The 14,998-nt window shown below is 70.2% G+C and carries 9 protein-coding genes; all 9 read left to right on the forward strand.

From position 1 onward, the window contains the following. The 9 genes from QRT03_RS05620 to rpsG all read left to right on the forward strand — a co-directional run bounded on the left by QRT03_RS05620 (position 1) and on the right by rpsG (position 14,987). Positions 1 to 1,335 (forward strand): MCE family protein, encoded by a 1,335-nt coding sequence (locus tag QRT03_RS05620; protein ID WP_286051519.1) that lies wholly within the window; start codon positions 1 to 3, stop codon positions 1,333 to 1,335. Next, positions 1,332 to 2,630 (forward strand): MCE family protein, encoded by a 1,299-nt coding sequence (locus QRT03_RS05625; RefSeq protein WP_286051520.1) that lies wholly within the window; start codon positions 1,332 to 1,334, stop codon positions 2,628 to 2,630. Before QRT03_RS05620 ends, QRT03_RS05625 begins: the two co-directional genes overlap by 4 nt. A 1-nt stretch (position 2,631) precedes the next feature. Then, positions 2,632 to 4,041: an MCE family protein gene (locus QRT03_RS05630; protein ID WP_286051521.1), complete on the forward strand. Its 1,410-nt coding sequence runs from the start codon at positions 2,632 to 2,634 to the stop codon at positions 4,039 to 4,041. Between the two features lie 140 nt (positions 4,042 to 4,181). After that, the gene (locus QRT03_RS05635) at positions 4,182 to 4,646 is read left to right on the forward strand and encodes a hypothetical protein (protein ID WP_286051522.1); all 465 of its coding nucleotides are present in this window, start codon (positions 4,182 to 4,184) and stop codon (positions 4,644 to 4,646) included. A 16-nt stretch (positions 4,647 to 4,662) separates the two neighbouring features. Then, the gene (locus QRT03_RS05640; protein WP_286051523.1) at positions 4,663 to 5,751 is read left to right on the forward strand and encodes a hypothetical protein; all 1,089 of its coding nucleotides are present in this window, start codon (positions 4,663 to 4,665) and stop codon (positions 5,749 to 5,751) included. A gap of 435 nt (positions 5,752 to 6,186) precedes the next feature. Then, a complete protein-coding gene (rpoB, locus tag QRT03_RS05645) occupies positions 6,187 to 9,669 on the forward strand; it encodes a DNA-directed RNA polymerase subunit beta (protein ID WP_286051524.1) in 3,483 nt (1,160 codons plus the stop codon). A gap of 93 nt (positions 9,670 to 9,762) precedes the next feature. Beyond that, entirely contained in the window at positions 9,763 to 13,671 is a 3,909-nt protein-coding gene (locus tag QRT03_RS05650) for a DNA-directed RNA polymerase subunit beta' (protein ID WP_286051525.1), read from the forward strand. Positions 13,672 to 14,140: 469 nt separating this feature from the next. Beyond that, positions 14,141 to 14,515, forward strand: a complete 375-nt coding sequence (gene rpsL / locus QRT03_RS05655; protein ID WP_018330902.1) for a 30S ribosomal protein S12 — start codon at positions 14,141 to 14,143, stop codon at positions 14,513 to 14,515. Position 14,516: 1 nt separating this feature from the next. After that, complete coding sequence (gene rpsG / locus QRT03_RS05660; RefSeq protein ID WP_286051526.1) at positions 14,517 to 14,987, forward strand: 30S ribosomal protein S7; 471 nt, start codon at positions 14,517 to 14,519, stop codon at positions 14,985 to 14,987. Positions 14,988 to 14,998 lie beyond the last annotated feature (11 nt).

Consider the following 14,998-nt stretch of genomic DNA (forward strand, 5'->3'; position numbering starts at 1 on the left):
GTGACGACGCGCCTCACGACCCTGTTCGACAGCTTCGCCCGGACCCTCGCGATCGTGCTGATCGTCGCGCTCGTCGCGACCGCCGGGCTCTGGTACGCGCTCGAGCGGGGGAGCTCACGGACGATCACCGCGTACTTCTCGAGCGTGGTCGGCCTCTACACCAAGAACACGGTCAACGTGAACGGTGTGGCGGTCGGGACGGTCGAGGACATCGTCCCGCAGGGCAACGTCGTCCGGGTCGAGCTCAAGGTCGACAACAGGGTGCCGGTCGCGGCCGACGCCAAGGCCGTGATCGTCGCGCCGACGCTGGTGTCCGACCGCTACGTGCAGCTCGGTCCGGCCTACACCGGCGGCCCGATGATGAACGACGGCGCCGTCATCCCGGTCCAGCGCACGGCGGTCCCGGTCGAGCTCGACCGGGTCTACAAGAGCCTCGACCTCCTGGCGACGTCCCTCGGTCCGAACGCCGTCAACAAGGACGGCGCGCTCAACGGTCTGCTCAAGTCCTCCGCGAACGCCCTGGGTGGCAACGGCGAGGCGATCAAGCAGACGATCACCGAGCTCGCCGGAGCGGTCGGCACGCTCTCGGATAACCGCGGCAACCTGTTCGCCACGGTCGACAACCTCGGCGTCTTCACGAACATGCTGGCCCGCAACGACGGCCAGGTGCGGCTGCTGAACAACCAGCTGGCCGACATCTCGGGCTTCCTCGCGGCCGAGCGCGGCAACCTCTCCGAGGTCCTGCGGGTGCTCCCGCCGGCCCTGGAGGACGTCGCCTCCTTCGTCCGGGAGAACCGGGACGGGCTGCGGACCGACGTCGGGCAGCTGGCGAGCATCACCGACATCCTGGTGCGGCAGAGCCGGGCGCTGACCGAGTTCACCGATGCCGCGCCGCTCGCGCTCGGCAACCTGACGAACTCGTTCAACGCCAGTTCGGACACGCTCGACGTGCGTCCGGTGCTCTTCCCCGGACTGAGCCTGCCGCCGATCAGCCGCGAGTCGCTGCTGTGCGGCCTGCTCAGCGCCGGACTCGGAGGGCTGGTGCCGCAACTCCCGCCCAACACGCCGCTGCCGCCGCTGCTCCTCGCGGGGCAGGTCCAGTGCGCCACGCAGACCCCCGCGGGTGTCGCAGCCCTGAACGACGCACTGAAGCCGTTCCAGCAGCTGGCCGCCGCGCTGAACCAGAACCAGACGGTCGCCCCGGCGCTCGCGGGTCTCCTGCGGAACGCCACGGTGCCCCCGACGCCGACGGAGCGCGACGCGGCGCAGGACACGACGGCGCCGACCGCGCCGGGCCAGGGCCTGATCTCCGCGCTGGCGGGAGGAGGACGGTGAGCACCGAACGGAGCCTCCGCCGGGCCTGGCGGCTGGCGGTCGTGGCGCTCGTGGCGGCCCTCGGGCTGTCCGGCTGCGGCCTGCAGTCCGTCCAGGAGGTGCCGCTCCCGGGCGGCGCGGCCCTGGGCGACGAGCCGTACACCGTGACGGCGCTGCTCTCCAATGTCGTCGACCTGGTCCCGAACGCCAGCGTGCGGACCAACGACGTCCCCGTGGGCGTGGTCCGCGAGGTGCGCCTCGCACCGGACGGGTGGACCGCCGAGGTCACGATGTCGGTCAACGGCGACGTGACGCTCCCGGCCAACGCCATGGCGAAGCTGCGGCAGACCAGCCTCCTCGGCGAGAAGTTCGTGGAGCTCGGCAACCCGGCCATCGGGGCGCCCCAGGGACGGCTGCAGGACGGGGCCGTGATCCCGCTGGACCGGACCGACGTCGGGGCCCAGGTCGAGGAGGTCCTCGGAGCGCTCTCGCTGCTGCTCAACGGCGGTGGGGTGGAGAAGGTCCAGACGATCGCGCGGGAGCTGAACGGTGCGCTGTCGGGCAACGAGGGCCAGATCCGCGCCCTGCTCGACAACCTCAACGTGTTCGTCGGCACCCTGGACCAGCAGCGCGGAGACATCGTGCGCGCGCTGGACTCGGTCGACCGGCTCTCCGCGACGCTGGTCGACCAGCGGGCGAAGATCGCGAACGTCATCGACAACCTGCAGCCCGGACTCGACGTGCTGAACCAGCAGCGCGGCCTGCTCGTCGGGACGTTGCAGGCCCTGCAGCGGCTCTCCGTGGTCGGCACCGACGTCATCAATCGCGCGGGCGCGAACACGATCGCCGACCTCACAGCTCTCCAGCCGATCCTCGGTAACCTCATTGCTTCAGGCGATGCGCTGCCCGGCTCCCTGCAGATCCTGCTGACGATCCCGTTCGCCGACAACGCCCTGAACACCATCAAGGGTGACCAGGCGAACATCGACGTCACAGTCGAGCTGTCCCTGACCGGCCTGTTGCAGAACCTCCTCGGCATCAACCCGACGTCGGCGAACCTCAACCAGATCCTCGGGCTCCTGCAGAACCAGCAGGCCGCGACCGGCGCGCCCGCGCTCGCCCTCCCCGGGGTGACGGGGCTGCTGCCGGGCGCACCGGCCGGCGGCGGTACGACGACGGCGCCCGCCGGAACGGGCACGGGGGCGGGTACGACGCCGGCCCCGGCCGGGACCGGGACGGGCGCCGGCGGCGAGGACACCGGGTCGGACGCGGGCTCCGGCAGCGAGCAGGGCGACCAGGGCGAGAGCGGGAACTGACATGACGAAGCAGATCCGGAACCTGCTGATCCTCTTCGTCGTCATCTCGCTCGTCGGGATCGGCTACATCGCCTTCCGGTACGTGGGCGCGGACTCCCTCATCGGTCTCGGCCCGTACACGGTCAAGGTCGAGATGAAGGAGTCCGGCGGGATCTTCCCGAAGGCCTCCGTCAGCTACCGCGGGGTCGAGATCGGCAAGGTCGGCGACATGCGGATCACGCCGGAGGGCCTCGAGGTCGACCTCGAGATCGAGAACGACAGCCCGGAGGTCCCGGCGTCCGCGGTCGCGGTCATCGCGAACCGCTCCGCGGTCGGTGAGCAGTACGTCGACCTCCAGCCCCCGCGCGACGGCGGGCCGTTCCTCCAGGACGGCTCGGTCATCCCGGTGAACCAGACCCGGACCCCGGTCGAGGTCGACGGGCTGCTGGCAAACCTGAACACGCTCGCGACGTCCGTCCCCATCCCGGAGCTGCGAACCACGGTCGACGAGCTCTACACCGCCTTCGACCGCACCGGGCCGGACCTGCAGCGTCTGCTGGACAGCTCGAACGCGCTCGTCGCGACCGCGATCCAGCAGCTCCCGCAGACCACCCAGCTGCTCCGGGACGGGCGTGTCGTGCTCGGGACGCAGGCGAGCCTCGGGCCGCAGATCCTGTCCTTCAGCCGCGACCTCAACCTGTTCACCGCGCAGCTCAAGGCCGACGACCCGAACCTGCGGCGGCTCGTGCGTGCGGCGCCGCCCGCGGCCACCCAGCTCGAGGGGCTGATCCGCGAGACCGGGCCGGATCTGTCTCGCGTGCTCGCCAACCTGCTCACGACGGTGCGGATCATCCAGCCGCGTCTCGCGGGCGTCGAGCAGCTGCTGGTGACCTACCCCGGCTTGTCCGCCGTCGCGCCCGCTGTCGTTCCCGATCCCGAGCCGGGTCAGGAGCGACGCGTGCACTTCGGCCTCGTCCTGAACATCCAGGACCCGCCGTACTGCCGGGACGGGTACCTGCAGCCGGGCGACGGGTGGCGTCCGGCGACGGACACCGACTTCCTGCCGATGGACACCCGGGTGTTCTGCGCGCAGGGCGGCCAGGTCAACCCGCGCGGTGCCCAGCACACGCCGGAGCTCGACGGCAGCAAGCGGCCCTACGGCGAGATCCTCGACCCGAACGACTTCTACTACGGGGCGACCCCGCCCCCGGGCGTCTTCGGCAACGTCACGCCCGTTCCCGCGACGCCCTACACGCCCGGGCAGCGGCCCGCTCCCGCCCCGAACGGGAACCCCGGGTCATCGGCGTCACAGGCCTCGTCGCAGAATGCAGACCAGAGCACCGCGTTCTCCGCAGCTTCGTCGTCCCCGGCTGACGTCCTGGCGAACTCCGGCCGCGGTGCCCCGCCGATCGTCATCCCGGGTCTGGGCTGACCTCCGTACGGCGGGCCTCCCACCCCGAGGAGCTGAGCACCCTGGCCACCACCGACACGCTCGACAAGCCGTCCCCGACGCGACGGGGCCCGCACGCCCCGTCGCAGCGGACGACGATCCGCGTCCTGGCCGTCCTGACGGTGCTGGCCCTCGCGGCCGCCGTCGCGGCCGGCGTCTACTGGTGGATCGGGTCGCACGGCCCGACCGCGAACCAGGCGTACGACCGGGACGTGGCCGTCGACGCGGCCGAGCAGATCGTCGTCAACATCAACACCGTGCGCCCGCAGACGATCGACGCCGACCTGCAGGCCGCCCAGACCTCGCTGACCGACCCGATGCTCACCGAGTACCAGAAGGTCCGCCAGCAGTTCGCCGACAGCCTCAAGAAGGCCCAGGCGTCCGTCGTCGCGACCCCCGCCGGGGCGTCGCTGACGGCCTTCGACGACGACCGGGGCACCGCCTCCGCCCTCGTCGCGATCAACGTGACGGCGTCGAGCGCCAACCAGCAGCCCACCCAGAAGCAGCAGCTGTTCCAGGTCGACATGCAGCGGACCCCGGACGGCTGGAAGGCCTCCAAGGCCGCGCCGACCGCGGGCCAGAGCTAGAGGAGGGGGAGCGTCGATGCCGCCCCGCACCCGCGTCACCACGAACACCGCCCCGGCCGGTCGTCGCCCGAAGGTCGCCGGCCTGCGCGACCCGCGCCGTCGCGGAGTGACCTCCGAGACGTCGCCGGTCTCCGGCCGGGACCCCGGTGACGACGACGTCGTCGACCACGACGTCGTCGCACCGGACGCGCCCGAGCAGGACACCGCGCCGGAGGCCGTCGAGCCGACGACCGCGTCGGAGACCGTCGAGCCGGCGACCGCGTCGCCGGACGCGGCGCACGACGACGAGCCGGCCGCGCCCGTCGCCGCGCCCGACGTCGCCGACACGGCCGACACCGCCGGGACGGCCGACGCGGAGCCGTCCCCGGGCGACGGGCCCGGCGCCGGAGGGTCCAAGCCGACCCCGAAGGCCCGTCGCACCGGCCGCACGATGACGCCGTCCGCGCCCGCCCCGGGCGGCCGTCGTGGCGGGACTGCCGTGCTGGACCGCCCCGCGCCCGCGAGGACGCAGCGCCCCGCCGCCGAGCCGGCCCGGGAGTCGCGGGTCGGGCGGATCGCCGCCTCGGTGACCCGGCCGGTGGCCGCGCTCGGCGCGAACCCGCGGCGCCTGATCACGGTGCTCGCGGTCGTCCTGGTGCTGAGCCTCGGGCTGGGCACCTGGGCGTTCCTCGCGGCGCGGGCCGACCGGGCGGACGGGATGCCCTACGCCAACCAGGCCGTGGTGGACGTCGGCGGCACCGCCGAGGTCGTCGGCCAGACCCGGACGGCCGTCGAGCAGATCCTGTCCTACGACTTCACCAAGCTCGACGACTCGGTCAACGCCGCGAAGACCCAGGCGACCGGCGAGTTCGGCTCGCAGTACCTGGCGGTGTTCGAGCAGACGATCCGCAAGCCGGCGACCGACCAGAAGCTCCGCCAGACCGCGAGCGTGCTGAACATCGGCGTGCAGCAGCTCTCCGGTGACCGCGCGACGCTGATGGCGATGGTGCAGTTCACCGCCGAGCGCACGACGAACGGTCAGACCACGAACGCCCCCGGCCTCCTGTCCGTGCAGGTGGTCAAGGAGGACGGTCGCTGGAAGATCAGCGAGCTCAAGCCGGTCTGATCCACGGAGCCCGACCCGCCCCGGAGCCCGGGAGGCGAACCCCACGATGGGGTCGTCTCCCGGGCTCCGTCGCGAGTGCGGTGGCTCTGACCTGCGACGGGACCTCCGGTGACACGGCAGGCCCGGGTGCGCGTCGGACTTGACGCGAGCGTGGTCACCGGTCACTCTGTTCCCAGCGCGAGACCCCCGACGTCCGACCCCGCGGTCGGGCCCGGCCCCCAGGGACCGGCCCCCGCAGGCGCGTCACGGAGGGGGGCGTTCGACACGTTCGCCTACCCATGGCTAGACTGTCGGATCGCGCTGCCTTCACGTGTCCTCACGTCACCCGTGGGTACCTCAGCAGGCCGCGCGAGTCGGCCGCCGGGGCACTGCGCTGCGTCTCAGGCGGACGAGCTACTGACAGCGTCAGACAGCGTTGTTCCGGAAGGACGCATCTTGGCAGTTACCCGCGCCACCAGGTCCTCGAACCACCACGCGTCGTTCCCCGGGGCTCCCCTCCGGGTCTCCTTCGCCAAGCTCGACCAGCCGCTGGAGGTCCCCGACCTCCTCGACCTGCAGACCAAGTCCTTCGAGTGGCTGGTCGGCAGTGAGGAGTGGTTCGAGCGCCGCGTGGACGCGGGTGAGGATTCACCGGTCGGCGGCCTGGAGGAGGTCCTCGCGGAGATTTCTCCGATCGAGGACTTCTCCGGTTCGATGTCGCTGTCCTTCTCCGACCCGCGCTTCGACGAGGTGAAGGCCTCCGTCGAGGAGTGCAAGGACAAGGACATGACCTACTCGGCCCCGCTCTTCGTGACGGCCGAGTTCACCAACAACACCACCGGTGAGATCAAGTCCCAGACGGTCTTCATGGGCGACTTCCCCGTGATGACCGACAAGGGCACGTTCATCATCAACGGCACCGAGCGCGTGGTCGTCTCGCAGCTGGTGCGCTCGCCGGGCGTCTACTTCGACTCCACCGTCGACAAGACGACGGACAAGGACGTCTTCAGCGTCAAGATCATCCCGAGCCGCGGCGCGTGGCTCGAGTTCGACGTCGACAAGCGCGACACCGTCGGTGTGCGCATCGACCGCAAGCGTCGCCAACCGGTGACCGTGCTGCTGAAGGCCCTCGGGTGGACCACCGAGCAGATCCAGGAGAAGTTTTCCTTCTCCGAGACGCTGCTCGCCACCCTCGAGAAGGACGCCACGGCCGGCCAGGACGAGGCCCTGCTCGACATCTACCGCAAGCTGCGTCCGGGCGAGCCGCCGACGCGCGAGTCGGCGCAGACGCTCCTGGAGAACCTGTTCTTCAAGGACAAGCGCTACGACCTCGCGAAGGTCGGCCGCTACAAGGTCAACAAGAAGCTCGGTCTCGACGTCGACCCGTCGACCGGCACGTTGACCGAGGACGACATCATCCAGACGATCTCCTACCTCGTGCGGCTGCACGCGGGGGAGACCGAGGTGGCGGCCGAGAACGGCGACACGATCCCGGTCGAGACCGACGACATCGACCACTTCGGCAACCGGCGCCTGCGCACGGTCGGCGAGCTCATCCAGAACCAGATCCGCGTGGGTCTGTCCCGGATGGAGCGCGTCGTCCGCGAGCGCATGACGACCCAGGACGTCGAGGCGATCACCCCGCAGACCCTGATCAACATCCGTCCCGTCGTGGCGGCGATCAAGGAGTTCTTCGGCACCTCGCAGCTCTCGCAGTTCATGGACCAGACCAACCCGCTCGCGGGGCTGACGCACAAGCGCCGGCTCTCCGCGCTGGGCCCGGGCGGTCTGTCCCGTGAGCGCGCCGGCATGGAGGTCCGCGACGTCCACCCGTCGCACTACGGCCGCATGTGCCCGATCGAGACCCCGGAGGGCCCGAACATCGGCCTGATCGGGTCGCTGTCGAGCTTCGCGCGGGTCAACCCGTTCGGCTTCATCGAGACGCCGTACCGCAAGGTCGTCGACGGGGTCGTCATCGACCAGATCGACTACCTGACGGCCGACGAGGAGGACCGCTTCGTCGTCGCGCAGGCCAACGCGCCGCTGGACGACGACGGCCGGTTCCAGGACGACCGCGTCCTGGTCCGCCGCAAGGGCGGCGACGTCGACCTCATCGCGCCCACGCGGGTCGACTACATGGACGTCTCGCCGCGCCAGATGGTGTCGGTCGCGACGGCGATGATCCCGTTCCTCGAGCACGACGACGCGAACCGCGCCCTCATGGGTGCGAACATGCAGCGCCAGTCCGTGCCGCTGCTGCGGTCCGAGTCGCCGCTGGTCGGCACCGGGATGGAGCTACGCGCCGCGGTCGACGCGGGCGACGTCATCGCCGCGGACCGTCCGGGTGTGGTCGAGGAGCTCTGCGCCGACTACATCACGATCATGGACGACGACGGCCAGCGGACGACGCACAGGCTGCACAAGTTCACGCGCTCGAACCAGGGCACGTGCATCAACCAGAAGCCGATCGTCTCCGAGGGCGACCGCGTCGAGGCCCGCCAGGTCCTCGCCGACGGGCCGTGCACCGAGGACGGTGAGATGGCCCTGGGCAAGAACCTGCTCGTGGCGATCATGCCGTGGGAGGGGCACAACTACGAGGACGCGATCATCCTGTCGCAGCGTCTCGTGCAGGACGACGTCCTGACCTCGATCCACATCGAGGAGCACGAGATCGACGCCCGCGACACGAAGCTCGGCGCCGAGGAGATCACCCGGGACATCCCGAACGTCTCCGAGGAGGTCCTCGCCGACCTCGACGAGCGCGGCATTATCCGTATCGGTGCCGAGGTGGCCGACGGCGACATCCTGGTCGGCAAGGTCACGCCCAAGGGCGAGACCGAGCTGACCCCGGAGGAGCGCCTCCTCCGCGCGATCTTCGGTGAGAAGGCGCGCGAGGTCCGCGACACCTCGCTCAAGGTCCCGCACGGCGAGACCGGCAAGGTCATCGGCATCCGCGTGTTCTCGCGCGACGACGACGACGAGCTGCCGCCCGGGGTCAACGAGCTGGTCCGCGTCTACGTGGCCCAGAAGCGCAAGATCTCCGAGGGCGACAAGCTGGCCGGCCGCCACGGCAACAAGGGCGTCATCGGCAAGATCCTGCCGGTCGAGGACATGCCGTTCCTCGCCGACGGGACGCCGGTCGACATCGTCCTGAACACCCACGGTGTGCCGCGACGCATGAACATCGGCCAGGTGCTCGAGACCCACCTCGGGTGGATCGCGAAGACCGGCTGGGAGGTCGACCCGGACAACACCGCCGAGTGGGCCACCAACCTGCCCGACGACATGCGCTACGTCGCCCCGGACACGAACACCGCCACCCCGGTGTTCGACGGTGCCCGGCAGACCGAGATCTCGGGCCTGCTCGGGTCGACCCTGCCGAACCGCGACGGGGTGCGTCTGGTCGGCGAGGACGGCAAGGCGCAGATCTTCGACGGACGTACCGGCGAGCCGTACCCGCACCAGATCGCGGTCGGCTACATGTACATCCTCAAGCTGCTGCACCTGGTGGACGACAAGATCCACGCCCGGTCCACCGGCCCGTACTCGATGATCACCCAGCAGCCGCTGGGTGGTAAGGCGCAGTTCGGTGGCCAGCGCTTCGGCGAGATGGAGTGCTGGGCGATGCAGGCCTACGGCGCGGCGTACACGCTGCAGGAGCTGCTGACGATCAAGTCCGACGACGTGCTCGGTCGCGTCAAGGTCTACGAGGCGATCGTCAAGGGCGAGAACATCCCCGAGCCCGGCATCCCCGAGTCGTTCAAGGTGCTGCTCAAGGAGCTCCAGTCGCTGTGCCTCAACGTGGAGGTGCTGTCCTCGGACGGCGCCGCCATCGAGATGCGCGACGGCGACGACGAGGACCTCGAGCGGGCCGCGGCCAACCTCGGCATCAACCTCTCGCGCAACGAGTCGCCCTCCGTGGACGACGTCGTCAACTGACGCTCGCCCGGACCGCCCGGGCCGGCCACCACCGGCCCGGGCGGCCCACACGGACCCTCTAGAGAATCAGCTCACCCATCCAGGGGAGAACCTTTGCTCGACGTCAACTTCTTCGACGAGCTCCGGATCGGTCTGGCCACCGCCGACGACATCCGGCAGTGGTCCTTCGGCGAGGTCAAGAAGCCCGAGACCATCAACTACCGCACGCTCAAGCCCGAGAAGGACGGACTCTTCTGCGAGAAGATCTTCGGTCCGACGCGGGACTGGGAGTGCTACTGCGGCAAGTACAAGCGCGTCCGCTTCAAGGGCATCATCTGCGAGCGCTGCGGCGTCGAGGTGACCCGCGCCAAGGTGCGTCGTGAGCGGATGGGCCACATCGAGCTCGCCGCGCCCGTCACGCACATCTGGTACTTCAAGGGCGTCCCGTCGCGCCTGGGCTACCTGCTCGACCTCGCGCCGAAGGATCTCGAGAAGATCATCTACTTCGCCGCGTACGTGATCACGGACGTGAACACCGAGCAGCGCCACAACGACTCGTCGACCCTCGAGAACGAGATCGCCGGCGAGCGCAAGCGGCTCGAGACCCAGCGCGACAACGACCTCGAGGCCCGTGCGCAGAAGCTCGAGAGCGACATCGCCGAGCTCGAGGCCGAGGGCGCCAAGTCCGACGTGCGCCGCAAGGTCAAGGAGGGCGGCGAGCGCGAGATGCGCCAGCTGCGCGACCGCGCGCAGCGCGAGCTCGACCGCCTGCAGGAGGTGTGGGACACCTTCGCCAAGCTCGACCGCGGGCAGCTCATCCAGGACGAGTCGCTCTACCGCGAGCTCTACGACCGCTACGCGGACTACTTCACCGGTGCCATGGGTGCCGAGGCGATCCAGAAGCTCCTGGAGACCTTCGACATCGACGCCGAGGCCGAGAACCTGCGCGAGACCATCCGCTCGGGCAAGGGGCAGCGCAAGCTGCGCGCGCTCAAGCGCCTCAAGGTCGTCGCGGCGTTCCAGGCCACCGGGAACCGCCCCGGCGGCATGGTGCTCGACTGCGTCCCGGTCATCCCGCCGGACCTGCGCCCGATGGTGCAGCTCGACGGTGGCCGCTTCGCCACCTCGGACCTCAACGACCTGTACCGCCGGGTCATCAACCGCAACAACCGCCTCAAGCGACTGATCGACCTCGGCGCGCCCGAGATCATCGTCAACAACGAGAAGCGGATGCTGCAGGAGGCCGTCGACGCGCTGTTCGACAACGGCCGCCGTGGCCGGCCGGTGACCGGGCCGGGCAACCGCCCGCTCAAGTCGCTGTCCGACCTGCTCAAGGGCAAGCAGGGCCGGTTCCGCCAGAACCTGCTCGGCAAGCGCGTCGACTACTCCGGCCGTTCGGTCATCGTGGTCGGCCCGCAGCTCAAGCTGCACCAGTGCGGCCTGCCCAAGCAGATGGCGCTCGAGCTGTTCAAGCCGTTCGTCATGAAGCGGCTGGTCGACCTCAACCACGCCCAGAACATCAAGTCCGCGAAGCGGATGGTCGAGCGCCAGCGCGGCCAGGTGTGGGACGTGCTCGAGGAGGTCATCAACGAGCACCCGGTCATGCTGAACCGGGCGCCCACGCTGCACCGCCTCGGCATCCAGGCCTTCGAGCCGCAGCTGGTCGAGGGCAAGGCCATCCAGCTCCACCCGCTGGTGTGCGAGGCCTTCAACGCCGACTTCGACGGCGACCAGATGGCGGTGCACCTGCCGCTGTCGGCCGAGGCGCAGGCCGAGGCCCGCATCCTCATGCTCTCGGCGAACAACATCCTCTCGCCGGCGTCGGGCAAGCCGCTGGCCATGCCGCGTCTGGACATGGTCACGGGCCTGTACTACCTGACGACCAAGCGCGAGGGCGGCGAGGGCGAGGGCAACGCCTACTCCTCGCTCGCCGAGGCGATCATGGCCTACGACCTGGGGTCGCTCGACCTCCAGGCGCCGTGCCGCATCCGCCTGACCGGCGACGTCGTCCCGGGTCCGGGCATGGTCGGCGAGGACCACGAGCCGGGCACGCCGTGGCTCGCGCACACCACGCTGGGCCGGGTGCTCTTCAACGAGCTCCTGCCCGAGGACTACCCCTTCGTCGACGACCTGCTGCCGAAGAAGCGGCAGGCGGCGATCATCAACGACCTGGCCGAGCGGTACTCGATGACCGAGGTCGCGATGACCCTGGACCGGCTCAAGGACGCCGGCTTCCACTGGGCCACGCGCTCGGGCGTCACGGTCGCCATGGACGACGTCGTCGTGCCGGCGAACAAGGCGCAGATCCTCGAGGGCTACGAGGAGCGGGCCGAGCAGGTCAACAAGCGCTACCAGCGCGGTGCGCTCTCCTACCAGGAGCGCAACGACGAGATGGTGCGCATCTGGGGCCAGGCCACCGAGGAGGTGGCCAAGGCGATGGAGGACCAGTTCCCCGAGGACAACTCCATCCGCCGCATCGTGGAGTCCGGCGCGGCCGGCAACATGACCCAGATCCGTCAGCTCGCCGGCATCAAGGGCCTGGTCGCGAACCCGAAGGGTGAGTTCATCCCGCGGCCGATCAAGGCGAACTACCGCGAGGGCCTGACGGTGGTCGAGTACTTCATCTCGACCCACGGCACCCGCAAGGGTCTCGCCGACACCGCCCTGCGCACCGCCGACTCGGGCTACCTGACCCGGCGCCTGGTCGACGTCTCCCAGGACGTCATCGTCCGCGAGGTCGACTGCGGCACCGAGCGGGGCGTCCCGATGCCCATCGCGGAGGAGGGCCCGAACGGCCTCGTGCGCGACGTGCACGTCGACACCAGCGTCTACACCCGCACGGCGGCCTCCGAGGTCACCGACTCCGAGGGCAACGTCGTCCTGGAGAAGGGCGGCGACATCGGCCAGGCGGCGATCGACTCGCTGATCGCCCACGGCATCGGCAAGGTCCGCGTCCGCAGCGTCCTGACCTGCGACTCGGCCCAGGGTGTCTGCGCGATGTGCTACGGCCGCTCGCTCGCGACCGGGCAGCTCGTGGACGTCGGCGAGGCGGTCGGCATCGTCGCCGCCCAGTCGATCGGTGAGCCCGGCACGCAGCTGACCATGCGCACCTTCAAGCAGGGTGGCGTGGCCGGCGAGGACATCACGACCGGTCTGCCCCGTGTGCAGGAGGTCTTCGAGGCCCGCGTGCCGAAGGGCAAGGCGCCGATCGCGGACGTCGACGGCCGCATCCAGCTCGAGGACGGCGACAAGTTCTGGAAGATCACCCTCATCCCGGACGACGGGAGCGAGGAGGTCGTCTACGACAAGCTGTCCAAGCGCCAGCGGCTCGCGACGCTGACCGTCGACGGCACCGAGCGCCCACTGCAGGACGGCGACCACGTCGACGTCGGGCAGCAGCTGCTCGAGGGCACCGCCGACCCGCACGAGATCCTGCGCGTGATGGGCCCCCGCGAGGTGCAGCTGCACCTCGTCGACGAGGTCCAGAAGGTCTACCGCTCGCAGGGCGTGTCGATCCACGACAAGCACATCGAGGTCATCGTCCGGCAGATGCTGCGCCGGGTGACGATCATCGACTCGGGCGCGACGGAGTTCCTGCCCGGCGGTGTCGTGGACCGCGCGGAGTTCGAGGGCCAGAACCGCAAGGTCGTCGCCGAGGGCGGCGACCCGGCGGCGGGGCGTCCGGTGCTCATGGGCATCACGAAGGCCTCGCTGGCCACCGAGTCGTGGCTCTCGGCGGCGTCGTTCCAGGAGACGACCCGCATCCTCACGAACGCCGCGATCGAGGGGAAGTCCGACAGCCTCGTGGGGCTGAAGGAGAACGTCATCATCGGGAAGCTGATCCCGGCCGGCACCGGCATCAACCGGTACCGGAACATCCAGGTGCAGCCGACCGAGGAGGCGCGCGCCGCGGCGTACGCGCTGCCGAGCTACGACGACGGGTACTACTCGCCCGACGTCTTCGGCAGCGGCAGCGGTGTCGCCGTCCCGCTCGACGACTACGACTTCGGTCAGTACCGCTGACGACGTCGTAGTCCCGCACGACCCAGCGCCCCCGTCCGGTCCTCCGGGCGGGGGCGCCGTCGCGAGACGGGAATGCCGCTCCCCGACGACGCGTTGTGATCCGCGGAGACGCCGGTGGTGTAGTCTGCGGCGAGCCCGTTCGACGACGCGGTGGCTGTCGTCGTCGATATGGAGGTCCTGGTCGGCCTTCGAGGGCACGAGTGGTCCGTCGAGGACGTCTCCGAGTCTGTCGGGGGCGCGGATCCGGACCCACCTGCGAACCCGGGCGTCAACGCCGGGTATCGTCGTATCCGGTGCCCGACGTGATCGGGTCGTCGCGCTGCGCCCGCCCGACGGGCGCGCGGAGTCGACCGGACGCGTCGGCGGTGTCGGGTGTGAGGGCTGCCGACGGCTCTCGCCGACACGCCCGGCCCCGCGACGGGGCCACGACACCGACGACGACGAAGCAGGACACGAGCCAGAGGAACGAATGCCCACCATTCAGCAGTTGGTCCGCCGGGGCCGCGAGGACAAGGTCGAGAAGACCAAGACCGCGGCCCTCAAGGGCAGCCCCCAGCGGCGCGGTGTCTGCACCCGCGTCTACACGACCACCCCGAAGAAGCCGAACTCCGCGCTCCGCAAGGTCGCGCGCGTGCGCCTCTCGAACCAGATCGAGGTCACCGCGTACATCCCGGGCGAGGGCCACAACCTGCAGGAGCACTCGATCGTGCTCGTGCGTGGCGGTCGTGTGAAGGACCTGCCGGGCGTTCGTTACAAGATCATCCGCGGCGCGCTGGACACGCAGGCGGTCAAGAACCGCAAGCAGGCCCGCAGCCGCTACGGGACGAAGAAGGACAAGGGCTGACATGCCGCGCAAGGGACCCGCTCCGAAGCGTCCGCTGGTCGCCGACCCCGTCTACGGGGCCCCGCTGGTGACGCAGCTGGTGAACAAGGTGCTCGTCGACGGCAAGCGGTCGTTGGCCGAGCGCATCGTCTACGGCGCCCTCGAGGGCTGCCGCGAGCGCAACGGCGCCGACCCGGTCGTCACGCTGAAGCGTGCGCTGGACAACGTGAAGCCGGCCCTCGAGGTCCGCAGCCGCCGAGTCGGTGGCGCGACCTACCAGGTGCCGATCGAGGTGCGCGCCGGTCGCTCGACCACGCTCGGGCTGCGCTGGCTGATCACCTACGCGCGGGCGCGCCGTGAGAAGACCATGGTCGAGCGGCTCACCAACGAGCTCCTCGACGCCTCGAACGGCCTCGGCGCCGCGGTCAAGCGCCGCGAGGACACCCACAAGATGGCCGAGTCGAACAAGGCCTTCGCGCACTACCGCTGGTGACGCGGTGTGCC

The organism is Actinomycetospora termitidis, assembly GCF_030286555.1.
Lineage (GTDB): Bacteria > Actinomycetota > Actinomycetes > Mycobacteriales > Pseudonocardiaceae > Actinomycetospora > Actinomycetospora termitidis.

What these genes read in the sequence shown, in the direction of transcription:
- QRT03_RS05630 (WP_286051521.1), top strand. Translation starts at nt 2,632, where the DNA reads ATGACGAAGCAGATCCGGAACCTGCTGATCCTCTTCGTCGTCATCTCG.
- QRT03_RS05640 (WP_286051523.1), top strand. Translation starts at nt 4,663, where the DNA reads ATGCCGCCCCGCACCCGCGTCACCACGAACACCGCCCCGGCCGGTCGT.
- rpsL (WP_018330902.1), top strand. Translation starts at nt 14,141, where the DNA reads ATGCCCACCATTCAGCAGTTGGTCCGCCGGGGCCGCGAGGACAAGGTC.
- rpsG (WP_286051526.1), top strand. Translation starts at nt 14,517, where the DNA reads ATGCCGCGCAAGGGACCCGCTCCGAAGCGTCCGCTGGTCGCCGACCCC.